Source organism: Hamadaea tsunoensis DSM 44101 (genome assembly GCF_000428945.1).
GTDB classification, from domain to species: Bacteria; Actinomycetota; Actinomycetes; order Mycobacteriales; family Micromonosporaceae; genus Hamadaea; species Hamadaea tsunoensis.
Map to the genome: position 1 here is coordinate 266,635 of NZ_AUAX01000006.1, position 23,936 is coordinate 290,570.

The following is a 23,936-nucleotide window of genomic DNA, read 5'->3' on the forward strand; positions in this document are numbered from 1 at the left end:
CAGCGTGACGGATGACTTCTGGCCCGAGGACGAGGTCGACGGCGCCCCCGCGCTCGCACCGCGTACGACGGGGGAGAAGGGTGCGCCCGCGCCGGAGCCGGCGGAGCGTCGGATCGCGGTGCCGGCGAAGACTCCGGACCCGGCACGGCAACCGATCTACGCACCGCGTCCGGTCGACGGGGTGACCGCCGTCGCGGGCGTACCGGTGCAGTTGCCGCCGCGCTCCACCGACTCCGTCCCGGCGCCGCCCCCGCGCGTGCCCGCCCGGCCGATGCCGCAGGATCTGCCCCAGGCGCCGGAGTCCGCCTGGGCGCGTCCGCCGACAGCGCAGTTCCCCACCGTCACACCCGCGCAGGCCGCCACGCCGCCGGTCCCGGTGCAACGGATGGAACCGCTGCACGGCGTACCGCACCAGGTGCCGCCCGCGCCGCTGCCCCGGGCCGCCGAGCCGCCGGAGCCGCACCCGGTCCTGCCCGGCCGCCCGCCCGCGCTTCCGGCCGACGGCTGGCCGGACGACGATCTCACCGCGCACGAGTCGGCGTACGACGACGACGCCTGGTACGCGCAGACCGGCCCGACCGTACGCCCCGCGCCGCCACCGGTGACGCACGAGTTCCACTTCACCGGGACCTTTCCGACGTCCTCCCGGGAGGCGGAGGAGTCCAGCTACACCGTCGAGTCCCATGGGGACAGCGGGTACGCCGACCACCGTGATCGCGATTACTACGACGACTACGACGACCGGCACTTCTTCGACGCCGGCACCCACGCACCTGCAGGCGTCGGCACCCACGCACCTGAAGACGCCGGTACGCACGCGCCTGGATTCGGCCCTGGCACCCACGCGCCTGGATTCGGCGCTGGTACCGACGCGCCCGAAGTCCATGATGCCGAGATCGCGCCGCCGCCGTTGCCGCCCTCCTGGCCGACCCGGGTGTTCGAGCCGCCGACCGCCGCCCCCACCCCGGCCGCCGACCAGGACCTTCCGCTGTACGAGTTCGACGCCGACAGCCAGCCGGACGGGGCGTACGAGCGGCCGGCGGATCTGCCCGCCACCGGGACCGGGGATGCCCCGGGCCGGCACTCCTTCGAGCATCCGCCTGTGCCGGACGGCCCGCCCGCGCTGCCGGGGCCGACCGTCCGTCCGGTTCCGCCGGGCACCGTCCACAATGGCGCGGACTTCACGCCCTCCCGCGATCCGGCCCGGCGCGTCGACGGCTTCGCGCCCGGCGTACCGACGGCGGAGGAGTTCGCCCGGCGCCGCGCCGCCCGGCAGCCCGAGCCCGAGGCCCGGATGGGTGTGCAGGCCGCTCTCCGGCGTTCGACGTTCGGCCTGGTGAGCCCTGGGCCGGGTAAGAAGGAGCGGGAGCACCGGCACAACGTCGAGCTGATCCGGCGCAACTTCGGCGGCCTGCGGCAGGTCACCGTGGTGAACCCGAAGGGCGGCGCGGGCAAGACCGTCGCCGTCCTGATGCTGGCCATGACGTTCGGCCAGCGCCGCGGCGGCTACGTGCTGGCCTGGGACAACAACGAGACGCAGGGCACCCTCGGCATGCGCGCGCAGCAGGACTTCCACGCGCGTACCGTCCGGGATCTGTTGCGGGACCTGCACTTCTTCACCGGCGCCTCGGGGCGGGTCGGCGACCTGTCGCAGTACGTGCGCGCGCAAGGCGAGGGCATGTTCGAGGTGCTGGCCTCGGACGAGTCCGCCACGGCCGGCGAGATGCTCACCGACGTCGCCTTCGGCGACATCCGCGACGTGGTCAGCCGGTTCTACAAGGTGATCGTCGTCGACACCGGCAACAACGTCCGCGCGCCCAACTGGCAGGCCGCCGTCGACGCCACCGACCAGCTCGTCGTCACCATGTCCGCGCGCAACGACTCCGCCGAGACCGCCGCGCGCATGCTCGACCATCTCGAGCAGACCGGGCGTACGCGCGCGGTCCGGCAGGCCGTCACGGTCGTGTCGATGCCGGCCAACCAGCGCGATCTCGACGTGGACGCCATCGAACGGCACTTCGCGGCGCGTACGCGCGAGGTCATCCGGGTGCCGTTCGAGCGCGTCATCGACAGCGGCGAACCCATCCGCTACGCCCGCCTCTCCGACGCCACCGCCGCGGCCTGGGTCAAGGTCGCCGCGGCGGTAGCCGAAGGGCTCTAGGGATCACCTTCCCGGTCGCGGTCCGCGGCAGCTCCGGCAGGAACACCACGTCCCGGGGTACGCAGAACCGGGCGAGATAGTGCCGCACGTACTCGCGTACCGACTCGGGATCGAGACGCTCGCCCGGATGCAGCACGATGTACGCCGCCAGCCGCTGGCCGAAGGACGGATCGTCGACCCCGATGACGGCGACCTCGCGTACCTGCGGGAGCTGGGCGATGAGCTCCTCGACGGGCCGGGGGAACACGTTCTCCCCGCCGGAGACGATCATGTCGTCGGCCCGGCCGTCCACATAGAGCAGTCCGTCGGTGTCGAAATGGCCGAGATCACCCGTACCGAGCAGCCCTTCCGGGGTCGCCTCGCGCTGGGCGGTGTAGCCCTCGAAGAGCATGTTGTTGCGTACGTGGATCTCGCCGACCTGGCCCGCGTCGAGCACCCGCCCGTCCCGGGAGCGGATCTCGACGACCGTCCCCAGTGGTGGCCGCCCCGCCGTCCGCGGGTCCGTACGCAGATCCGCCGGCGTCGCGATAGACACCCAGGACGCCTCGGTGCTGCCGTAGAGGTTGTAGAGGCAGTCGCCGTAGACGTCCATGAAGTGCGTGGCGAGGCCGCCGGGCAGCGCCGATCCGCTGAGCGCCACGACCCGCGGCCGGGGATCGGGCACCACGCCCGTCTCCAGCAGCCGTTGCAGCATCACGGGCACGGCGACCAGGCCGGGGCACTCGTACTGCTCGACCGCGCGTACGGTCGCCTGGGGGTCGAATTTCCGCTGCAGGACAAGCGTGGCGCGCAGGCCGAGCGAGATCTGGAGGGCGGCGAGGCCCCAGGTGTGAAACAGCGGCGCGGCGACGAAGATGCGCTCGCCGACGCGCAGCGGGATGCGGTCGAGGACCGAGGCGAGCGGGCTGAGGCTGCTGGGATTGCGGCGGCGGGCGCCCTTGGGCGCGGCCGTGGTGCCGGAGGTGAGCACGATGAGCCGGCCGGCCCGGGTGGGCGGGCGCAGATCGCCGGGCGACGGCGCGGCGATGAGGCGTTCGGCGTTGGTCTCGGTCAGCGTCGGTACGCCGGGGATGAGTTCGACCAGGTCGTTGTCGGCGAGGACGAGCTCGATCTTCTGCTCGTGCACGACGGCGTCGATGGCGGCCGCGGAGAGGGCGGGGTTGAGCAGCACGACCTCGGCGCCGAGGGCCGAGCCGGCGGCCATCGAGGCGATCATGCCCGCGTGGTTCCGCGCCAGTACGCCGATCTTGCTGCCGACGCCGATCCCGTACCGGGCGCGCAGCGACAAGGCCAGCGCCTCGGTACGCCTCCACAGCTCGCGGTAGGTGGTCGTCCGGTCGGTGCCATCGGGGCTGGAGTCGATGACGGCGGCGTGGTCGGGCGAGCGGTCGGCGGCCGAGCGCAGCTCTCCGGCGAGCGAGAAGCCCCAGCGGCGCAGGGCGTTGAGCTGCGCCACCATCTTGCCGGGCGGCCCCGGATTGAGCAGTCCCCGCTTCGCCAGTACCCAGAGCACACGCGTCTCCTCTTCACCGATGAGCACCAGAATAGTTACTTGCTGGTAATACCGATGAGTAACAACATGACGTATGGCCCCCCGTGATCACAAGGGCAGCAGCCAAGATCCCGCTGGGGCCCGTCGCCAAGATCCCGCCGGTTAGCAGCCAAGATCCCGCTTGGATCAGGGAAATCACCCGAATCTTGGTCCATGATTCGGGTGACAACCGTGATCCAAACGGGATCTTGTGGGGTCGGTACGGCCCAGGTCGGTACGGCCCGAGGACGGTCAGCGCAGCGCCATCCCGGAGATGTTGCGGGCGATCACCAGCCGCTGGATCTCGCTGGTGCCCTCGAAGATGGTGTAGATCTTGGCGTCCCGGTACCAGCGCTCGACCGGGTGTTCGCGGGTGAAACCGGCCCCGCCGAGGATCTGCACGGCCCGGCTCGTCACGTCGACGGCCACCTCGCCGGCCTTGAGCTTGGACATCGAGCCCTCGCCGGCCAGGAATGGCCGGTTGTTGCGGCCCATCCAGGCGGCCCGCCAGACGAGCAGGCGCGCGGCGTCGATCTCCATCTTCATGTCGGCCAGTTGGAAGGCGATGCCCTGGTTCTCGATGATCGGGCGGCCGAACTGCACGCGCGTCTTGGCGTACTCCAGGGCGTATTCGAAGGCGGCCCGGGCGATGCCCAGCGCCTGTGCCCCGACGGTCGGCCGGGACAGCTCGAACGTGCGCATCGACGCCTGGCCGCCGGTACGCTCGCCGGACCGGGCCTTGCCGAGCCGGTCCAGCAGCCGCTCCCGGCCGCCGAGCAGCTGGGAACCGGGGATCCGGACGTCGTCGAGGAAGACGTCGGCCGTGTTGGAGGCGCGCAGGCCCAGCTTCTTGAGCTTCTTCGTGGCCTGGAGTCCGGGCGTGTCCGGCCCGATGACGAAGGCGGCCTGGCCGCGGCTGCCCAGCGACGGATCCACCGACGCCGTGACCACGTGGACCTTGGCGATCCCGCCGTTGGTCGCGTACGCCTTCTGGCCGTTCAGGACCCATTCGTCGGCGGCCTCGTCATAGACGGCCCGCGTACGCATCGCGCCGACGTCGGAGCCGGCCTCGGGCTCGGTCGAGCAGAACGCCGCGGTGGCGGGCGTGTCGACCGTGCCGAAGCACTGCGGGATCCACTCGGCGAGCTGTTCGGGGCTGCCGTTGCCGAAGATCGCGGCGACCGCGAGCGAGGTGCCCATGATGGACATCGCGATGCCGGCGTCGCCCCAGAAGAGCTCCTCGCTCGCCAGGCACAGCGACAGGCCGGACGGGTCCGACCAGGTGTTGGCGAGGAACTCGAACCCGTACAGGCCGATCTTCGCCGCCTCCTGGATGACGGGCCACGGGGTGTCCTCGCGCTCGTCCCATTCGGCGGCGGCCGGGCGCACGACGTCGGCGGCGAAGCCGTGCACCCAGTCGCGCAGGTCGGTCTGCTCCTCGCTGAGATCGAGGGAGAACTCAGCGGCCATGATCAGGCCTTCGGGATGCTGAACAGGTTGGCGATGTTGGACGCCAGGGCCAGGTCGCCCTTGGCCTTCAGCTTGCCGGTCATGAACATCATCACCGGGTTGCCGTTGCCGGAGACGACCTTGAGGAAGTCGACCGGGCCGACGGTCAGGGCGAGCTTCGGGTCGTGGCTCGGCGTCTCCGAGAGGGTGCAGGCGCCGTCGGCGATGACCAGCTCGTAAGTGTCGGCGCCGCCGTCCGGGGCACCCGTGATCGTCCAGTGGATGACGGCGTTCGTGTTGCCCGCCCGCTCCGGCCGGAACAGGGACGGCATCCGGCGGAAGATCTCGTCGAGCACCTTCGGCCGGGCGTCGCCGCTCATGACCTCGGCGATCTGCGCGTCGGAGGCGGACTTGACGAGTTGGGCGAAGTTGCTCGGGTCCAACGAGGTGAAGTCGGACAGGTCGAAGTCGGCCATGAGGTCCCTCCATCGGGTGCGGCGCATGTCGCGGTGCTGGGATATGCGACATAACTTACTCGCGCGTAACATTACGCGGGAGTAGGTAAGGTGGCAAGCGTGGGGAAACGACTGCCGAGAAGCGTCCGCGAGCAACAGATGCTCGACGCGGCCATCCGTGAGTTCGCCCAGCACGGATTCCACGCCGCGAACATGGACGCGATCGCCGAGCGCGCCGGCGTGTCGAAACCGATGGTGTACGCCTACCTGGGAACGAAGGACGAACTGTTCGTGGCGTGCCTGCGCCGCGAGGCCGGCCGGCTGCTCGAAGCCGTCGCCGGGGTCGTGGACTCGGACCTGCCCCCGGACCAGCAGCTCTGGCGGGGACTGCGGGGCTTCTTCGCGTACGTCGGCAAGCATCGCGACGGGTGGGCGGTGCTCTACCGGCAGGCCCGCAGCCGGGAGCCGTTCGCGAGCGAGCTGGCCGCCATGCGCCGGGCGATGGTCGAGGTCATCGCGGAGCGGCTGGCGCTGGCCCTGGCCGGTCACGGCCGCTCGGTGCCGGCGGAGGAGCTGGAGTCGATCGCGCTGGCCCTGGTCGGCGCCGGGGAGTCCCTGGCCGACCGGCTCGTGGACACGCCGCAGGAGGACCCCGAGCGGGTCGCGACCCGGATGATGGGCGCGATCTGGCTGGGCGCCGAGCGCCAGCTCCACGGCGAGGTCTGGCGGACCCACCAGGATCAGTCGGCCTGAAAGGCCCGCGCCGGATGGGCGCGGGCCGGTCTGCCGGCGGATCTAGGCGGTCTCGACCGTGACGTTGGCGCTCTGCCCGACGAGGATTCCCTGCGGGACCTGGTCGAACGTGAGGATCACCTGGTACGTGACGAGGTTGCTGGAGATCGTGCCCGTCTCGGCGATCTGCGTGATCTTCGCGGTGTAGGTCTCGCCGTCCTTGCCGGGCAGGGCGATCTGCGCCTGCTGCCCCACGGTCAGCGCGACCACGTCGGCCTCGCTGAAGGAGGCCTTCACGACCATCGTGGAGACCACGCCGAGCGTGATCACATTGGACCGGGCGGTGTCGCCGACCTTGATGGTGACCGTGAGGATCTTGCCGGCCGCCGGTGCGGTGACGATCGTGCCGTCGAGTTCGCGCTGCGCCTTGGCCAGCGCCGCCCTGTCGTTGTTGACCGTCTGCTGGGCGCTGAGGATCGCGTCGCCGCCGTTGCCGCCGGAGCCCTGCCGCCCGGTCGTCCCGGCCGTGCTGCAACCCTGCGGTGCCGTGTACGCGACCAGGTGCGCGACCACCCCGGAGGAGGCCGGTGCGGCAGTGGAAGCCGCCGTCTCGGACGCGCTCGGTGCGGGGCTGGCCGACGACGAATGCCCGGTCGAGCCGGAACCGGTCGAGCTGCCGCCACCCGTGCTGCCGCCGGTGCTCCCGCCGCCGGTGCTCCCGCCACCCTGGTTGCAGGTCTGGGCGGACGGGCTGGCGCTGGCGGAGGCCCACGCGTCGTCCAGCGCCGCCTGGGCGTCGTCGAGCGCGGACTGTGCGTCGGCGACCGCCAGCTTGGCGTCGGCCTGGTCGATGCGAGCGAGGACCTGTCCGGTGGTGACCATGTCGCCGGGCTTGACGGTGACCGCGGTGACGGTGCCGCTGACGGAGAAGCTGAGTGACTGCGTGGTGACCGGCTGTACGGTGCCCTTGGCGGTCACGCCCGTGGCGGCGACCCGCTGAACCGTCTGCGCCGCCGGCTTCGTCTGGGGCGTGCCGCTCTCGGCGTACCAGAGCAGGCCACCGGCGACGGCCAGCGCCACCACTCCGGCGGCGACCGCCACGATCCAACGCATCCGATTTCCTCGCATGGAGCGGCAGTCTCGTCAGGCGACATCGGCCGGTCCTCGGCGCAACCTCGGAGCCACCTCAGAATGACGATGCCAATGCGGCACCCGATTGCGAGCGTTCTTTGAGTTTCCCTTGAGTACTCCCGGAGCAGTCGCCGCCAGGCTGCCGTGCGGAGGTGCCAAGGATGAAACTGCGTATGGGCTCCCGCATGGGGATCGCCGCCATGGCCGCGATCGCGGCCGTGACGATCGCGGGCCTTGCCGGGTGCGGTGGCAAGGGCGACGACACCGGATCGAGCAGCACCGGGACGGACGCCGCGTCGCAGTACCGGGACTGCCTGGCGAAGAACGGCGTCACGCTGCCCAGCAACTTCGCCCGCGGCTCCGGCCGGCCCGGCGGCAACTTCCCGTCCGGCCGCCCGTCCGGCTTCCCTTCGGGTTTCCCGACCGTACGCCCCTCCGGCGGCAACGGTAACGGCGGCGGCGGGTTCGGCGGTTTCCCCGGCGCCCAGTCGAGCGAGTTCGCCAAGGCCGAGCAGGTCTGCGCGAGCCTGCGACCCAGCGGCCAGCCCGGCTTCGGCGGCAACCGCGGCGGCGGCGCCAACGCGGCGTACCGCAACTGCCTGACGGAGCACGGCGTCACCATGAACCAGGGGCAGCAGCTCAACACGGCCGACCCCAAGGTGGTCGAGGCCATGAAGACGTGTTCGGTCCTTCGGCCGAGCGCCGCCCCGTCAAACTGACACTTGCGCGCCGGTCGCGTTTCGCTACACACTAAGCTCCTGCCCCGACAGGCCCGGTTCCCCCGTGCTGCGCCTGCCGGGGCAGGCCCATTTCCGCAGCCTGCGGGGCTGTTCCACAGCCGGCCGGATCTCTTCCCCGGCCTGCCGGACAGCGTTCGGCAGCCTGCCCGGGTGGCACCCGCCGCGGCCAATGTGTCGCTTGTGGAGAGTGCGGGTCAGCCCGCCGACCCGAACGCCTGCCGCAACTCGCCGATCGCCTTCGCGGCCGTCCCGTTCACCACCGACTTGCCGGCGTCGAACGTGTCGTTGTGGTCGCTGAGCACGGCGATCACCCAGTCATGGCCGTCCTCGACGATGCGCCCGATCGAGTTGGTCGCGTACTGGCCGTTCTCGTCGTCGAGATCGACCCAGCCCACCTTGAGGTAGACCGCCGTCGCGGCGTCGTCCGCGCCGGCCGTCACGCCGAAGCGCTGCTCGCTGACGACGTTGCTCATCCAGCCCTGCAGGAGCCCGCGGTTGGCGGCGCTGAGCGGGCCGTTCCCGTCGCTGATCTTCTTGAGCAGGCGTACCTGGTCGTCGGCCGTGGTGGTGGTCATGCCCCAGGCGTCCGACGGCGTCGTCTCGGTCAGGCCGAGCCGCTCGTTCGCGGCGGCCAGCCCGTCCGTCCCGCCGATCGCGTCGAACAGCGCCGAGGCGGAGTCGTTGTCGCTGCGCTCGATCGCCGCCGCGGCCCACTGCTTCTCCTGGGCCGTGAGGCTCGTGCCCGCGTCCTGGTGCTGCAGCATCAGCGCCGCGATGATGTCCACCTTCACGATGCTCGCCGTCTGGTACTCCGCCGTGCCGTTCACGCTGATCGACGCCCCGGTCGCCCGGTCGTACACGGCCACCGAGACGTTGCCGCCCTCCGCCTTGACGTACGCGCGGACAGCCGCGGTGACGGTGGCGGTGTCGGCCTTGGCAGCGCCTGATGCGGAGGGTGATGACCCGATTGCAGAGGGTGATGTGGACGAGACCACATCAGACTTCGTCACAGCCTGTGTGTCCGCAGCCACGGAACGGCCATGATGCGCGTACGCGACGCCCACTCCCAGCGTTCCCACCGCGGCGAGGGCGACGATTCCGACGGCGTACATGAATGACTTTCGACTGTGCACCGCGCAAGAGTGCCCGGCTGACCTGGGCGGACCCTGAGAACCTTGCAGGTCCTTCCGAGGTTTCTCCAAGGCTGGGCCGCTAAAACAGTGACATCCGGTTGATGGAGGAGATGACGTGACCAACAGTGAGGCGCCCGCGCGGCCGACGCGCGTACTCGTCGTCGACGACGAACCGAACATCTGCGCGCTGCTGCAGGCGACGCTGCGCCTGACCGGGTTCGACGTACGCGTGGCCGAGAACGGCCGCGACGCGCTCATCATCGCCGAGGAGTTCCAGCCGGAGCTGGTCGTGCTCGACGTCATGCTGCCCGACATGGACGGCTTCCAGATCGCCTCCAAGCTGCGCGCGGACGGCCGGGGTACGCCGGTGCTGTTCCTGACCGCGCGGCAGTCGGTCGAGGACCGGATCTCCGGTTTGACCGTGGGGGCCGACGACTACGTCACGAAGCCGTTCAGCCTGGAGGAGGTCGTGCTGCGGATCCGGGCGATCCTGCGCCGTAGTCAACTGGCTACGCCCAGTGACGACGACGGCATCCTGCGCTACGCCGACCTGGAGCTGGACGAGGAGGCGCACGAGGTACGCCGGGCCGGCAAGCTCGTCGAGCTGAGCCCCACGGAGTTCAACCTGCTGCGCTACCTGATGGTGAACGCGGGCCGGGTGGTGAGCAAGGCGCAGATCCTCGACCGCGTGTGGAGCTACGACTTCGGCGGCGACGGCCGGATCGTCGAATCCTATGTGTACTACCTGCGCAAGAAGGTCGACAAGCTGGACCCGCCGCTGATCCACACCGTCCGCGGCGTCGGGTACGCCCTGCGCCTGCCGCGTGCGGAGCAGGCGGCCTGAGCATGCGCCGGCTGAGGATCCGCCGTTGGGGGCAGTGGACGCTGCGGTCGCGCATGGTCGTGTCGATCGTGGCGCTCGCCGGGGTGGCGCTCATCGTGGTCAACATCGTGGCCGCGACGCTGATCCGCGGCTACCTGACCGACAAGCTGGACACCGAGCTCACCCGGTTCGGCGGCGGCGGTCCGCGGCCGGACCCCGAGCAGCAGTACGACCCGACGCGTACCGGGGACGGCCAGTTCAGAGGGCTGCCGGCGTGGGCGCAGGAGGGCGTGGCCTTCATCCGGTACGACGCGACCGGCACGAAGGCCCCGTGGGGCAACTTCGGCAGCGTGACCTCGACCGAGTTGCCGATCCTGGGCGACTTCCAGGAGCTCAAGACGCACGCCGGCCAGGCGCCGTTCACGGCCGTGGGTACCAAGGCGAGCTATCGGGTCGCCGTCATGCAGAACGCCGACAACACCGGCAAGGTCTACTACTCGGTCTCCGCGCGCTCGATGGACAAGATCGAGCAGACGGCCAACCAGCTGATGCTCGTCGGCATGGGAGTCAGCGGCCTCGCCCTGCTCGTGCTGGCGCTGCTGGCCTCCGCGGTCGTCAAGATCGGCCTGCGGCCGCTCACCCGCATGGAGACCGCCGCGGCCTCCATCGCCGCCGACGACCCGCCCTCGCAGACGCAGGTCGCGGGGCGCGTACCGGACGCCGACCCGCATACCGAGGCGGGGCGGCTGGGGCTCGCGCTCAACACCATGCTCGGCCGCATCCAGAACGCCATCGCCGCCCGCGCGGCCTCCGAGCAGCGGCTGCGGCAGTTCCTCGCCGACGCCTCCCACGAATTGCGTACGCCGCTGACGTCCATCCGCGGTTTCGCGGAGCTCTACCGGCGCAGCGGGTCGCAGGGCGGGCCGGAGATGACCGAGATGATGTCGCGCATCGAGCAGGAGGCCGCCCGGATGGGCCTGCTGGTCGAGGATCTGCTGCTGCTGGCCGCGCTGGACGAGGAGCGGCCGCTGCGCGCCCAGCCGGTCGACCTGCTCGCGGTGGCGGCGGACACGATCAGCGACGCGCACGTACGCAATCCCACCCGGTTCGTGGCGCTCTCCTCCTTCGATCCGGTGACGGTCACCGGCGACGACCACCGGCTGCGGCAGGTCGCCACCAACCTGGTCAGCAACGCCCTGCGGCACACGGGCGATTTCGCCAAGGTCGAGATACGCGTCGCCGAGACGACGATGACCGTCCCCGATCCGGCCGTCGTGGCCTCCGTCGGAGCCGATCTGCGCCCCGGTACGCGTATCGCGCTGCTCGAAGTCGGCGACACGGGTCCCGGCGTACCGGCGGAACATGCCGAGCGCATCTTCGAGCGGCTGTACCGGGCCGATCCGGGCCGGGCGCGATCGCAGGGCGGTTCGGGTCTCGGCCTGTCCATTGTGGCGGCGATCGTGGCCGCGCACGGCGGCCGGGTCGAACTGGTCACCGCCCCGGGCCAGGGCGCGACCTTCCGGGTCCTCCTTCCCTTAGGAAATAAGCCCAGCCCACATCCGTGATCCACTTTAGGTGGACAACCCTTCTCGAACCCTTTCCTCCCTTGCGACCGAGTCGAGGGCGTCTTTAGGCTGCCTTCGTCCAGTGGTGCGTCTCGATCCGTGAGCGCACCGATGTCAATGGGGAGGAACAGTGTCGTTACGCTCTACCCATCTGAGACCGGGCGGCCGCAAGGCTCTCGCCTTCGGTTTCGCGGTGGCCCTGGCCGTCGCGGTGCCGTCCGCGAGCCAGGCCGCCGACCGGTCCGGTGGCGCGGCGAAGAAGGCCGACGCCGGCGCGCACGACCTGCGCGACAAGGCGAGTTTCTATGACTCCCGGCAGGACCCCGCGGTCGCCAAGCTGTTGAAGCAGCGCTCGGCGCTGATGTCCGCCAGCCCGAAGTCGGGCGTGCGGACGCTGCGCGGCGAGCTCGGCAACCTCGGTGTCATCGACATCGACCCGCTGACCGGGACGGCCCGTGCGGTCTCCCGGCTCGACGGCTTCCTCACCGCGGCCAGCAGGAAGCCGGCCACCTCCATCGCCCTCGACTACGTACGCTCCCACCAGGACGTGTTCGGCCTCGACGCGGCCGGCGTATCGCGCCTGCAGCTGCGCCGGGACTACGTGGACATCGAGGGCACCCACCACCTCAGCTACATCCAGACGGTCGGCGGGATCCCGTTCTTCGGCAACGGCGTACAGGCGAACGTGACGAAGAAGGGCCAGCTGATCAACGTGGTCGGCTCCCCGGTCGCGGCCACGCCGTCGGCCGCCGCCGCGCCCGGCATCTCCGCGAGCACCGCCCGCCAGGCGGCGATCAAGGACGTCGAGGGCAAGGCCAAGGACGCGACCGCCAAGACCGTCGGCGGGGCGCGCCAGGAGGTGGAGTTCAGCAACGGCGACAACGCCCAGCTCGCGTACTTCCAGACCGCGGGTGGGCCGCGCCTGGCGTGGCAGACGCTGACCGCGCCGAGCAGCAAGGAGCTCTACACGCACATCGTCGACGCGGCGACCGGCCGGGTGCTCTACCGGCAGTCCCTCGTGGACTACGACAACGGCCTGGCCTGGGACTACTACCCGGGTGCGGCCAAGGGCGGCGTCCAGACCAGCCGTAACTTCACGGCCAAGGGCTGGCTGCCGAACAACTCGCCGTGGCTCGCCGGCAACGTCGCGCACGTCTACACCGACGTGAACGACGACAACGTCGCGGAGCCGTCGGAGGAGGTCACGCCGTCCGGCAAGAAGTCGTTCACCTACCCGGTGACCAGCTTCAACAGCCTGGGCGCGCCGTGTTCGGCCACGTTCGTCTGCACGTGGGACCCGAGCACGCCGTACTCGTGGCAGGCCAACCGGTCGCAGAACGCCGTGCAGGTGCTCTACTACATCGGCATGTTCCACGACCACCTCGCCGCCGCCCCGATCGGCTTCAACCGGACGGCCGGCAACTTCGAGGCCGTGGACGGCGACGCCGTGCAGGCCGAGGCCATGGACGGCGCCGACACCATGGGCGGTCTGCCCGACCCGAACCACGCGGACAACGCCAACATGTCCACGCCGCCGGACGGTCAGTCGCCGCGCATGCAGATGTACCTGTTCCCGGACCCGAGTACGCCGGGCGACCCGTGGCTGGCCAGCAACGGCGGCGACGAGGCGGACATCGTCTACCACGAGTACACCCACGGCCTGTCCAACCGGCTCGTCGTGGACGCGCTGGGCCAGTCGACCCTGGGCAACATCCAGGCCGGGTCGATGGGCGAGGCGTGGAGCGACTGGTACGCGATGGACTACCTGAACAACCTGGGCTTCCAGGCTGACGGGAACCAGCCGGGCGACGTCCGCATGGGCAACTACGTCGGCTGGGGCAACGACATCATCCGGACGCAGCCCCTGGACTGCCCGGTCGGTACCACGTCCGCCAAGTGCCCCGGCACGCCGACGGCCGGTTCCGGCGGTTACACCTACGGCGACTTCGGCACCATCATCGGTGCGCCCGAGGTCCACGCCGACGGCGAGATCTGGAGCGAGACGCTGTGGCAGCTGCGCTCCGTTCTCGGCTCGAAGCTCTCCGAGTCCCTCGTGACCCGGGCCATGGAGCTCTCCCCGGCGAACCCGTCCTACCTGGACGAGCGCAACGCGATCCTGATGGCTGACCAGGTCGTCAACGGTGGCAAGGCGAGCAAGAAGATCTGGCAGGTGTTCGCGTCGCGCGGTATGGGCTACTTCGCCGGTGCCGTCGACGGTGACGACACCCACCCGGTCGAGGACTTCTCCACGCCGCCGGCTCCGGGTACGCCCAAGGGCTCGCTCACGGGCAAGGTGCTCGACGCGGACAGCGGCCTCGCGGTCGCCGGTGCCATCGTCGGGTTCGGCGGCCACGCGTCCGGGTTCCCGGGCGACTACGCCGCCATCACCGACTCGTCGGGCAACTACACGATCAGCGGGATCTTCCCTGGCACCTACCCCGCCGTCTTCGGGCGCGCGGGCGGGTACGACAGCCAGACGACGACGCTGAGCGTACGGTCCACCACCAATGTGAAGAACTGGGCGCTGCGCCGGGACTGGGCGGCACTCGGCGGCGGCGGGTCGGTCGTGGACTTCAACGGTCCCGACTACACGCCGTTCGGCTGCGGCCCGACCAGCGCGATCGACCAGTCCCTCGGCAACGGCTGGGGCAGTGACGTCGAGCAGGTCGGCACCTCCGCGACCCCGAAGTTCGTCACGATCAAGCTGCCGCAGCCGGTGAACATCGCGGCGATCGCGGTGGACCCGGGCAACACCTGCGGCGACGGCGGCAGCGCGTCGACCGGTGACTTCTCGATCGAGACGTCCACCGACGGCGTGACCTTCACCGTGGCCGCGACCGGCACCTTCGGTGCCGCGGACCGGCACCGGCTCAACAGCGTCCCGCTGACCGCCGGCCAGTCCAACGTCCAGTACGTCAAGCTGTGGCTGCGGGGGACCCAGGTTCCCGGCGGCCTGGCGAGCTGCCCGGGTCCGTACTCGGGCTGCGACTTCATGGACATGTCCGAGATCGAGGTCTACGGCACCTCCGCTTCCTGATCGCGGTAGTGCCAACGCCGGGTCCCGTCCTGCTCCGTGCAGGGCGGGACCTGCGTTTGTACGCATCCGGGAAGCCATCTTGAGGTGGCTCCGAGGTTCGGCCGAGCAGCCTCCGAGTGCGATTCGCCATTGTGCCGCCATGCGATTCCTGCGACGACGTACATTCCTGATCAACGGTGCGCTGGGCGTGCTGCTGGTCGGCGGGCTGGTATGGGCGTACCTGGCGGTCAAGGGGACCGGTACGACGCCCGCCGCGGCCTCGTCGACGCGTACCGGCACCGTCGCGCAGGGCACCGTCACCGAGACCGTGACCGCCTCCGGCACGGTGGCCAGTGCCAACGTCATGAACCACAATTTCGTCACCTCGGGGACGGTCACCTCGATCAGCGTCGCCCTCGGCCAGAAGGTCACCAAGGGGCAGGTGCTGGCGAAGGTCGACGACACCGACGCCGCGGCCGACCTGGCGACGGCCAAGGAGAACCTGAGCGCGGCCGAGGACGCCTACACCCGGGCGAAGGACGCCGCCGACGGCGACACCTCCGCCGACGCGGTCAAGCAGGCGCAGCGTACGGTCAACAGCGCGCAGAACGCCGTGGACAGCGCGCAGCGCGCGGAGAACGGCACGGTGCTCAAGGCCGGGATGGCCGGCACGGTGACCACCCTGAGCGGAACGGTGGGCGGCTCCTCCAGCGGGTCGAGCAGCAGCTCGGGCGGCACGGGCTCGACCGGTGGCGGCGGCACGGGATCGTCTTCCAACTCGTCCAGTTCGTCCAGTTCGTCGAGCGCCTTCATCGTCATCTCCGACATGGCCAAGCTGCAGGTCTCGGCGAGCGTCCCGGAGGCGGACGCGACCCGCCTGCAGCTCAAGCAGGGCGCCCAGGTCACCTGGAACGCCCTGGCGAACACGTCGGTCGAGGGCACGGTCTCCTCGATCTCGCCCACCTCGACGACCAGCGGCGGTGTCACCTCGTACCCGATCGTCGTCAGCCTGAACACGGTGCCCGCGGGTGCGAAGCTCGGCCAGTCCGTCTCGCTGAGCGTGGTCGTCGCCGAGGCGAAGGACGTGCTCTACGTACCGGCCGCGGCGGTCAAGTCGGCCGGGAACATCAAGACGGTCACCGTGATCACCGATACCGGCGCGCAGCAGATCCAGCCGGTCACCATCGGTGTCGAGGGCGACTCGTACACCGAGATCAAAGAGGGCCTGACCGTCGGCCAGAAGGTCGTCATCGCGACCGTCACCAGCACCACCGGGACGACGAACTTCCCCGGCGGCGGCCAGTTCCCCGGCGGCGGGTTCGGCGGCGCGGGCACCGGTGGCGGCGGCTTCGGCGGCAACCGATGAAGGCCGTCATCGACGTCCGCGACCTCGTGAAGACCTACGGCGAGGGCGAGGCCACGGTCCACGCGCTCGCCGGGGTCTCCCTCACGATCAACCGCGGCGACTACGTGGCGATCATGGGCTCCTCGGGCTCCGGCAAGTCGACCCTCATGCACATCCTCGGCTGCCTCGACATCCCCACCTCCGGCAGCTACCTGCTCGACGGCGTGGACGTCAGCCGGCTCAACGACCGCCAGCTCGCGCTCGTGCGCAACCGCCGGATCGGCTTCGTCTTCCAGGCGTTCAACCTGATCCCCCGCACCAGCGCCGTCGCCAACGTCGAGCTTCCCTTGGCGTACGCGGGAGTCAAGGCGTCCGTACGCCGGAAGCGGGCCCTCGCGGCGCTGGACATGGTGGGTCTGGGCAACCGCGCGGACCACGACCCGAACCAGCTCTCCGGCGGCCAGCAGCAGCGGGTCGCCGTGGCCCGCGCGCTGGTGAGCGAGCCGGCGCTGCTGCTGGCCGACGAGCCGACGGGCAACCTGGACAGCAAGTCGACCGCGGACGTGCTCGCGGTGCTGGACCAGATCAACCGGGAGGGACGCACGATCGTGCTGATCACCCATGAGGACGAGGTGGCGCACCACGCCCGCCGGGTGATCCGGCTGAAGGACGGCGAGATCATGTCGGACGTACGGCAGCGGGCCATCCAGGACGAGCGGGACGAGGTGCCGTCGTGGGCCTGATGGAGATCTTCAAGTTCGCCCTGCGGGGCATCAGCGCGAACAAGCTGCGCTCCAGCCTGACGATGCTCGGCATCCTGATCGGTGTCGGCGCGGTCATCCTGCTGGTGGCGGTCGGCAACGGATCGAAGGTGGAGGTCGAGAAGAGCCTGCAGGGCCTCGGCACCAACACCCTCACCGTCAGCAGCGGCCGGGCGATCCGCAGTTCCACCTACAGCACCGACCTGACGCTGTCCATCGTGGAGGCGTTGAAGGACAAGAACGCCGCGCCGGACATCCTGAGCGTCTCGCCGGTCGTGCAGAGCTCCCAGACCCTGACGTACGGCTCGACGGACCACACGACCACGGTCATCGGCACCTCGACCGACTACATCCAGGCGTCGAGCGGCAAGATCGCGACGGGTGAGGCGTTCAACGCGGACGACGCGGCGAAGGCGGAACGCGTACTGGTGATCGGGCAGACGACCGCGACGGAGCTGTTCGGCAACGAGGATCCGCTCGGCAAGCAGGTCAGCGTCGGCGGCCAGATCTTTACCGTCATCGGCACGCTGCAGAAGAAGGGCTCGACCGGGTTCAACGACCCGGACGACACCGCGATCGCGCCGCTCTCGGCCGTGCAGCGGGCACTGACCGGCTACGGGCCGGTCAACTCGATCACCATCGAGGCCGTCAGCGCCGACGCGGTGTCCGCCGCCCAGGCCGAGGCCACCGCCATCCTGAACACGAAGATGCACGTTACCAGCACCTCCAACACGCCCTATCAGATCCGGTCGGCCTCGCAGCTGCTGGAGACGCGTACGGCGACGGCGGAGACGTTCACGACACTGCTCGGCGCGGTGGCGGCCATCTCGCTGCTCGTCGGCGGCATCGGCATCACGAACATCATGATGGTGACCGTCACGGAGCGTACGCGCGAGATCGGTATCCGCAAGGCGCTCGGCGCCCCTCGCCGGGTCATCCTGACCCAGTTCCTGCTGGAGGCGACGATGCTCTCGCTCGTCGGCGGCCTGCTCGGCGTGGCCGGCGCCTTCATCGGCGCGAACTTCCAGATCACGGGCATCACGCCGGTGATCGTGCCGAGCTCGGTGGTGCTCGCCCTCGGCGTGTCCGTCGCCATCGGGCTGTTCTTCGGCAGTTATCCGGCGAGTCGCGCCGCGGGACTGCGCCCCATCGACGCACTGCGGTACGAGTAGGAGATGCAGGACATGAGCAAGCACGCAACGGCCGGCCAGGTCAGCGAGCCCGACGTCGAGATCGACGACACGGCCCCGATCGACGATCTCGCCGTCGGCCTGGCGCGCGCGGAGCGCAAGCAGTGGATGACGCGTACGACGGTGATCCTGGGCGGGCTCGTCCTCATCACGGCCGGCTTCATCGGCGGTGTGCAGGTGCAGAAGGCCAACGGCAGCTCGACGGCGGCGAGCACCCCCGGCGCGAACCGGGGCACCGGCGGCCGCAACTTCGAGGGTTTCGGCGGCGGCAACTTCCCGGGCTTCGGCGGCACGGGCACCGGCAACGGCGGCACGGGTACGGGTGCCTCGTCGCGCAACGCCACCACCGGCAAGATCAAGCTGGTCGACGGCAACACGGTCTACGTGGAGCTGACCGACGGCACGGTCGTCACGGTGAAGGTCTCGGACACCACCAAGATCTCCTCGGCCGCGACCATCTCGGTCAAGGACCTCAAGGCCGGCGCCTCGGTCACGGTCCAGGGCCAGGAAGGCTCGGACGGGACCATCGCCGCGGGTTCCATCACGGCCACCAAGTAGCTCCCCGGCGGGGGAAGGGCCGCGGGGACACCCGTCCCCGTGGCCCCGGCCGACCCGCCGACGCCCGTGGCTGGTAGTGGTGGGACATGACGATTCACAGCGAGGACCCGTTCGCGACGCCGGAAGAGCAGCGCTCCCCGGTACGCCGGCTGCGTGGCCGGGCAGCGGCGGCGGTGACGTTGTGGACCGCCGGTGAAGGAACGGGCCGGGCCGGGCTGACGGTCTCGTCGGCGCTCGTCGCGGACGGGCAACCCGGTCGGCTCCTCGGCCTCGTGGACGACGAGTCGGACTTCTGGGCCGCCGCGCGACCGGCCGGGCGGTTCGCGTACGCGCTGCTCGGCCCGGACGACAAGCAGCTCGCCGACCGGTTCGCGGGGCTGCTGCCGGCGCCGGGCGGCCTCTTCCTCGATCCTGTGTGGACACAGACGGCGTACGGGCCGGTGCTGGCGAGCGCGTCGGCATGGGCGGGCTGCCGGATCGACGACGCCCGCGGGTTCGGCTGGGGCCTGCTCGTCGAGGCGACGATCGAGGAGATCACGCTGGGTCCGGCCGCGCCGCCGCTGCTGTATCACCGCGGCCGGTACCGGGAGTTGCCCTGACGCTCCTGACCCGGCGTCGCCGGCCGGTCACCGTGCGCCCAGTGGTGTGACTCAGGTCACTCGGCGCAGTGGGCCGACCGTTCGGCGCATCGGCCGACGCCCACCGGTCAACGCCTAGGTCAACGGTCGCGACCAGCCTAGGGTCCGCAGGCACCCGGCCCGAACGTCTGCGGGCCTCGCGCTCCCGGCGGTGATCTACCGATGACCACGGCTCCACCTCCCGAAGCACCACCTGCCACCGACGACTCGTACGCGGCGGTCCAGCAGTCGCCCGAGTTCCAGTCGTTGCGCCGAGCCCTTCGCAGGTTCGTCTTCCCGATGACGGTCGCCTTCCTCCTCTGGTACGCCCTCTACGTCGTGCTGTCGGCGTACGCCCGGGACTTCATGGGCAAGGTCCTGTTCGGGAACATCAACGTGGCCCTCGTCTTCGGGCTGCTGCAGTTCCTGAGCACCTTCCTCATCGCCTGGGCGTACGCCCGGTTCGCCGACCGCAACATCGACGGCCAGGCCGACGCGATCAAGGCCCGGATCGAGGGAGGAGACCAGTGACCAACGCCCGTACGCTCACGATCATCCTGTTCCTCGTCCTGGTGGCGGTGACGCTGGGCATCACGATCTGGGCCAGCCGCCAGACCCGGACGGCGACGGACTTCTACGCCGGCGGCCGTTCGTTCTCGGCCTTCCAGAACGGCATGGCGATCGGCGGCGACTACATGTCGGCGGCGTCGTTCCTCGGCATCGCCGGCCTGATCGCGCTGTTCGGCTACGACGGCTTCCTCTACTCCATCGGCTTCCTGGTCGCCTGGCTCGTGGCGCTGCTGCTGGTGGCGGAGTTCCTGCGCAACGCGGGCCGCTACACGATGGCCGACGCGCTGGCGTTCCGCCTCAAGCAGCGCCCGGTACGCGCGGCCGCCTCGCTCTCGACGGTCGTCGTGTCGATCTTCTACCTGATCGCCCAGATGGTCGGCGCCGGTTCGCTGGTCGCCCTGCTGCTCGGGATCAAGCCGGGCTCGACCTTCCTCGGCATGTCGGCGGACACGGCCAAGGTCGCCACCATCATCCTCATCGGCGCCCTGATGATCGTCTACGTGGTCGTCGGCGGCATGAAGGGCACCACCTACGTGCAGATCGTCAAGGCGTTCCTGCTCATGGGCGGGGCCATCCTGATGACAATCCTGGTGCTGTCGGCGTACAAGTTCAATCTGTCGAGCCTGCTCGGCGCGGCGGCGGAGAAGTCGGGCAGCGGCTCGGCCTTCCTGGAGCCGGGCCTGCGGTACGGCAAGGAGGTCGCGGGCAACGCGACGCAGACCTTCTACAACAAGATGGACCTGCTCTCGCTCGGCCTGGCGCTCGTGCTCGGCACGGCCGGCCTGCCGCACATCCTGATCCGGTTCTACACGGTGCCGACGGCGCGGACCGCACGCCGCAGCGTGCTGTGGGCGATCGGCATCATCGGCCTGTTCTACCTGCTCACCCTGGCGCTCGGCTTCGGCGCGGCGGCGATGGTGGGCGGCAAGGCGATCAAGGCGCAGGACGCGGCCGGCAACACCGCGGCCCCGCAGCTCGCCGAGGCGCTCGGCAAGCGGTTCCTGGGCGGTGACGTCGGCGGCGCGTCGCTGCTGGCGGTGATCGCGGCGGTCGCTTTCGCCACGATCCTCGCGGTCGTCGCGGGCCTGACGCTGGCGTCGTCCTCGTCGGTCTCGCACGACTTCTACGCCAACGTGGTCAAGCGCGGCCAGGCCACCGAGCGGCAGGAGATCAGGGTCGCCCGGGTGTCCGCGCTGGTCATCGGTGCGCTGTCGATCGTTCTCGCGATCTTCGCGCAGAAGCTGAACGTGGCGTTCCTCGTCGCGCTCGCCTTCGCGGTGGCGGCCTCGGGCAACCTGCCGGCGATCCTCTACAGCCTGTTCTGGAAGAGGTTCACGACGGTCGGCGCGACCGCGGCCATCTACGGCGGTCTCATCTCGGCCGTCGGCCTGGTCGCGTTCTCGCCCGTCGTGTCGGGCGCAGCCACGTCGTGGTTCCCGCACGCGGACTTCGCCTGGTTCCCGCTGTCCAACCCGGGCATCATCTCGATCCCGATCGGCTTCCTCTGCGGCTGGATCGGGACCCTGCTGTCCAGCGAGCCCAGCTCCGTCGAGAAGTACGCCGAGCTGGAGGTCCGGTCGATCACGGGGGCCGGCGCCCACTGACGCTCCGGGGGACCTCCTGGGCCGGCCGCTCCGGCGGGCCCAGGAGTCCTCAAGATCCCGCTTGGATCACGGTCGGCACCCGAATCTTGGCTCATGATCCGGGTGATTCACCTGATCCAAGCGGGATCTTGGGCGTACGGGCGGGCTGCCGGGCGGGGCAGGGGCCAGGGCCGTGCGGACGGCCGGCCTTGGGTAAGGTCGGGGCATGGTGGAGCAGCGGTTCGGCGAAGGTCATCGGGTTCTCGTCTCGGGCGGCGCGGGCTTCGTGCCCTCGCACGTCGTGGATGCCCTGCTCGGGCGCGGCTGCGAGGTCGTGGCCGTCGACAACTTCGTGACCGGGTCGCCGGCCAACGTCGCCCACCAGGCCGACAATCCGAAGTTCACCCTCGTGAAGGCGGACGTCTCCGAGGGGCTGCCGGCGGACCTCGGCGGCCGGTTCGACGCCGTCCTGCACATGGCCTCCCCGGCCAGCCCGACGGACTTCGCGCTGCTGCCGGTGGAGATCCTCAAGGTCGGCTCCTACGGCACCTTCCACCTGCTCGACCGCGCGCTGCAGGACCGGGCCCGGTTCCTCATGGCCTCGACGTCCGAGGCGTACGGGGATCCGCTCGTGCACCCGCAGCCGGAGACCTACTGGGGCAACGTCAACCCGATCGGCGTACGCAGCGTCTACGACGAGGCGAAGCGGTTCAGCGAAGCGGCCGTGATGGCGTACCGGCGGTTCCACGGGGTGGACACCGCGATCGTGCGGATCTTCAACACCTACGGCCCCCGGATGCGGCCCAACGACGGCCGGGCCATCCCGACCTTCATCTCGCAGGCGCTGCGCGGCGAGCCGGTGACGGTCCACGGCTCCGGACGGCAGACGCGGTCGATCTGCTTCGTCGACGACCTGGTCCGCGGCATCCTCGCGCTGCTCGACTCGGGCGAGTCCGGTCCGATCAACTGCGGCACCGAGCACGAGATGACCATGCGGGAGCTGGCCGAGCGGATCGTCGCGCTGAGCGGCTCCCAGTCGGAGATCATCTTCACCGAGCGCGGCTCGGACGACCCCGAGCGGCGCCGGCCGGATCTGACCCAGGCGCGTACCAAGCTGGGCTACGAGCCGGCCGTCGGACCGGACGAGGGCCTGCTCGCCACGATCGAGTACTTCCGCTCGCACGCCTGACCCGCACCACCGCGTACGCGGGAGGCGCCGGACACACTGTCGGGCACGTGTCGATCATGCGGCCGGTTGTCGCCCTTCTCCGTACCCTGGAGCCATGGCGAACTCATCCGGGGGCGTGTACGGCCGTCCGCGCAGGGACCGCGACGATGACGATCAGCCGGACGGCACGCCGGCGGAGAACGGCGGCGGGAGCCGGGCCAGCGGTCGCGCGAGTGTCGGCGGCCCGGGCCGGTCGCGCGGCGGCAGCGGCTCGGCCAACCGCCGGGACACCGGCCGGAAGGATGCCGGCCGGCCTGGTGGCGGCCCCGGCCGGACCCCGGCGGGCAGGACGGCGGCGGGCGCCGGTGCCGGGCTGCCGCCCAAGCGCAAGATCAAGCCCCGCTGGGACCGCATCGCCCTGGTGGCCGGCGTCGCCGTGCTCGTCATCGGCCTGCTGACCGCGGGCGGCCTGTGGCTCTACGGCCACAACCTCAACAACAAGCTGCAGAAGACCGACCCGTTCTCGTCCATCGTCGGCAACCGTCCGGTGAAGACCGTGGACGGCGCGCTCAACATCCTGCTGCTCGGCAGCGACTCCCGCGATCCCGACACGGACGTCTCCACCGCCAGCCAGTGGCGCGCCGACACCATCGTGCTCGTGCACATCCCGGCCTCGCACGACAAGGCGTACCTGGTGTCGTTGCCACGGGACCTCTACGTCTTCGTGCCCAAGAGCCAGTCCAGCCCCTACGGCAACACCTACGCGAAGATCAACGCCGCGTTCGCCTGGGGCGGCCTCCCGCTCGCGGTGCAGACCGTGGAGAACTACACCGGCGTACGCATCGACCACGTGGTCTCGATCAACTTCGGCGGCCTGGAGGCGGTCGTCGACGCCCTCGGCGGCGTGGACATGTACGTCGACCAGACGATCACCTCGATCCACGGCGCGCACCGGGTCTTCACCAAGGGCAACCACCACTTCAACGGGTCCCAGGCCCTCGACTACGTCCGCCAGCGCAAGCAGTTCGCCGACGGTGACTTCGCCCGCGTACGCCATCAGCAGGCCCTGCTGCGCGCCCTGCTGGACAAGGCCACGTCCGCCGGTACGCTCACCGATCCGCTCAAACTGAACTCCTTCCTACAGACCATCACAAAAGCCGTCACTGTGGACAAGGACTTCGCGTTGACCGACATGGTGCTGCAGTTCCGCGGCCTGCGCAGCAACAACTTGGCCTTCATGACCAGCCCGAACCTGGGCAGCGAGACGCGCGACGGCGAGAGTGTCGTGGTCTCGGACAAGCCCAACGCGCTCGCGCTGTACGACGCGATGGCGAAGGACACCATGGACGCCTACATAGCCGCCCATCCGACGGGTAAGCCGTCCGCGACCTCGTGAGATTCCCGGCAT

At 70.3% G+C, this 23,936-nt stretch carries 20 protein-coding genes; 15 read left to right on the forward strand and 5 right to left on the reverse strand.

Annotated features, from left to right (window positions below):
- The first annotated feature begins 4 nt into the window (after window positions 1-4).
- Window positions 5-2,161, forward strand: coding sequence for a chromosome partitioning protein (locus G401_RS54680; RefSeq protein WP_245601704.1), 2,157 nt, complete (start codon window positions 5-7; stop codon window positions 2,159-2,161).
- Here G401_RS54680 and G401_RS0113625 read toward each other — a convergent pair.
- The 3 genes from G401_RS0113625 to G401_RS0113635 all read right to left on the reverse strand — a co-directional run bounded on the left by G401_RS0113625 (window position 2,127) and on the right by G401_RS0113635 (window position 5,617).
- Window positions 2,127-3,674, reverse strand: coding sequence for an AMP-binding protein (locus tag G401_RS0113625; RefSeq protein WP_034591519.1), 1,548 nt, complete (start codon window positions 3,672-3,674; stop codon window positions 2,127-2,129). The genes G401_RS54680 and G401_RS0113625 overlap by 35 nt on opposite strands.
- 270 nt (window positions 3,675-3,944) lie before the next feature.
- The gene (locus G401_RS0113630) at window positions 3,945-5,162 is read right to left on the reverse strand and encodes an acyl-CoA dehydrogenase family protein (RefSeq protein ID WP_027342941.1); all 1,218 of its coding nucleotides are present in this window, start codon (window positions 5,160-5,162) and stop codon (window positions 3,945-3,947) included.
- A gap of 2 nt (window positions 5,163-5,164) precedes the next feature.
- On the reverse strand, window positions 5,165-5,617 hold the full coding sequence (locus tag G401_RS0113635; protein WP_027342942.1) for an SCP2 sterol-binding domain-containing protein: 453 nt from the start codon (window positions 5,615-5,617) through the stop codon (window positions 5,165-5,167).
- 138 nt (window positions 5,618-5,755) lie between these two features.
- Here G401_RS0113635 and G401_RS0113640 point away from each other — a divergent pair, with 138 nt between their 5' ends.
- Complete coding sequence (locus G401_RS0113640) at window positions 5,756-6,349, forward strand: TetR/AcrR family transcriptional regulator (RefSeq protein WP_027342943.1); 594 nt, start codon at window positions 5,756-5,758, stop codon at window positions 6,347-6,349.
- A gap of 42 nt (window positions 6,350-6,391) precedes the next feature.
- Here the strand turns inward: G401_RS0113640 and G401_RS45505 are convergent, their stop codons facing one another.
- A complete protein-coding gene (locus G401_RS45505; protein ID WP_051366604.1) occupies window positions 6,392-7,441 on the reverse strand; it encodes an efflux RND transporter periplasmic adaptor subunit in 1,050 nt (349 codons plus the stop codon).
- A 179-nt stretch (window positions 7,442-7,620) separates the two neighbouring features.
- On the opposite strand from G401_RS45505, the gene G401_RS0113650 reads away from it, so the two are divergent.
- The gene (locus G401_RS0113650; RefSeq protein ID WP_064741757.1) at window positions 7,621-8,178 is read left to right on the forward strand and encodes a hypothetical protein; all 558 of its coding nucleotides are present in this window, start codon (window positions 7,621-7,623) and stop codon (window positions 8,176-8,178) included.
- A gap of 215 nt (window positions 8,179-8,393) precedes the next feature.
- Here the strand turns inward: G401_RS0113650 and G401_RS45510 are convergent, their stop codons facing one another.
- Complete coding sequence (locus tag G401_RS45510; protein WP_169734182.1) at window positions 8,394-9,209, reverse strand: serine hydrolase; 816 nt, start codon at window positions 9,207-9,209, stop codon at window positions 8,394-8,396.
- Window positions 9,210-9,447: 238 nt separating this feature from the next.
- Here G401_RS45510 and G401_RS0113660 point away from each other — a divergent pair, with 238 nt between their 5' ends.
- From G401_RS0113660 to G401_RS45525, 12 genes are all read left to right on the forward strand, one after another.
- A complete protein-coding gene (locus G401_RS0113660; protein WP_027342945.1) occupies window positions 9,448-10,176 on the forward strand; it encodes a response regulator transcription factor in 729 nt (242 codons plus the stop codon).
- Between the two features lie 2 nt (window positions 10,177-10,178).
- Window positions 10,179-11,720 (forward strand): sensor histidine kinase, encoded by a 1,542-nt coding sequence (locus G401_RS0113665; RefSeq protein WP_034591520.1) that lies wholly within the window; start codon window positions 10,179-10,181, stop codon window positions 11,718-11,720.
- A gap of 130 nt (window positions 11,721-11,850) precedes the next feature.
- A complete protein-coding gene (locus G401_RS0113670) occupies window positions 11,851-14,757 on the forward strand; it encodes a M36 family metallopeptidase (RefSeq protein WP_245601705.1) in 2,907 nt (968 codons plus the stop codon).
- 139 nt (window positions 14,758-14,896) lie between these two features.
- Window positions 14,897-16,102 carry an efflux RND transporter periplasmic adaptor subunit gene (locus G401_RS0113675; RefSeq protein ID WP_027342948.1) on the forward strand — a complete coding sequence of 402 codons (1,206 nt, stop codon included), beginning with the start codon at window positions 14,897-14,899 and terminating at the stop codon, window positions 16,100-16,102.
- Window positions 16,099-16,824, forward strand: coding sequence for an ABC transporter ATP-binding protein (locus G401_RS45515; protein WP_051366606.1), 726 nt, complete (start codon window positions 16,099-16,101; stop codon window positions 16,822-16,824). The genes G401_RS0113675 and G401_RS45515 overlap by 4 nt, the downstream gene beginning before the upstream one ends.
- On the forward strand, window positions 16,815-18,014 hold the full coding sequence (locus G401_RS0113685) for an ABC transporter permease (protein WP_027342949.1): 1,200 nt from the start codon (window positions 16,815-16,817) through the stop codon (window positions 18,012-18,014). The genes G401_RS45515 and G401_RS0113685 overlap by 10 nt, the downstream gene beginning before the upstream one ends.
- A gap of 12 nt (window positions 18,015-18,026) precedes the next feature.
- A complete protein-coding gene (locus G401_RS45520; protein ID WP_064741763.1) occupies window positions 18,027-18,590 on the forward strand; it encodes a hypothetical protein in 564 nt (187 codons plus the stop codon).
- Between the two features lie 86 nt (window positions 18,591-18,676).
- Window positions 18,677-19,189, forward strand: a complete 513-nt coding sequence (locus tag G401_RS0113695) for a flavin reductase family protein (RefSeq protein WP_027342950.1) — start codon at window positions 18,677-18,679, stop codon at window positions 19,187-19,189.
- A gap of 201 nt (window positions 19,190-19,390) precedes the next feature.
- Window positions 19,391-19,738 (forward strand): DUF485 domain-containing protein, encoded by a 348-nt coding sequence (locus G401_RS0113700; protein ID WP_027342951.1) that lies wholly within the window; start codon window positions 19,391-19,393, stop codon window positions 19,736-19,738.
- Window positions 19,735-21,381 carry a solute symporter family protein gene (locus G401_RS0113705; RefSeq protein ID WP_027342952.1) on the forward strand — a complete coding sequence of 549 codons (1,647 nt, stop codon included), beginning with the start codon at window positions 19,735-19,737 and terminating at the stop codon, window positions 21,379-21,381. Before G401_RS0113700 ends, G401_RS0113705 begins: the two co-directional genes overlap by 4 nt.
- A 205-nt stretch (window positions 21,382-21,586) precedes the next feature.
- Window positions 21,587-22,549 (forward strand): NAD-dependent epimerase/dehydratase family protein, encoded by a 963-nt coding sequence (locus tag G401_RS0113710; protein ID WP_027342953.1) that lies wholly within the window; start codon window positions 21,587-21,589, stop codon window positions 22,547-22,549.
- A 94-nt stretch (window positions 22,550-22,643) separates the two neighbouring features.
- Complete coding sequence (locus G401_RS45525; RefSeq protein ID WP_084557144.1) at window positions 22,644-23,924, forward strand: LCP family protein; 1,281 nt, start codon at window positions 22,644-22,646, stop codon at window positions 23,922-23,924.
- Window positions 23,925-23,936: the final 12 nt, after the last annotated feature.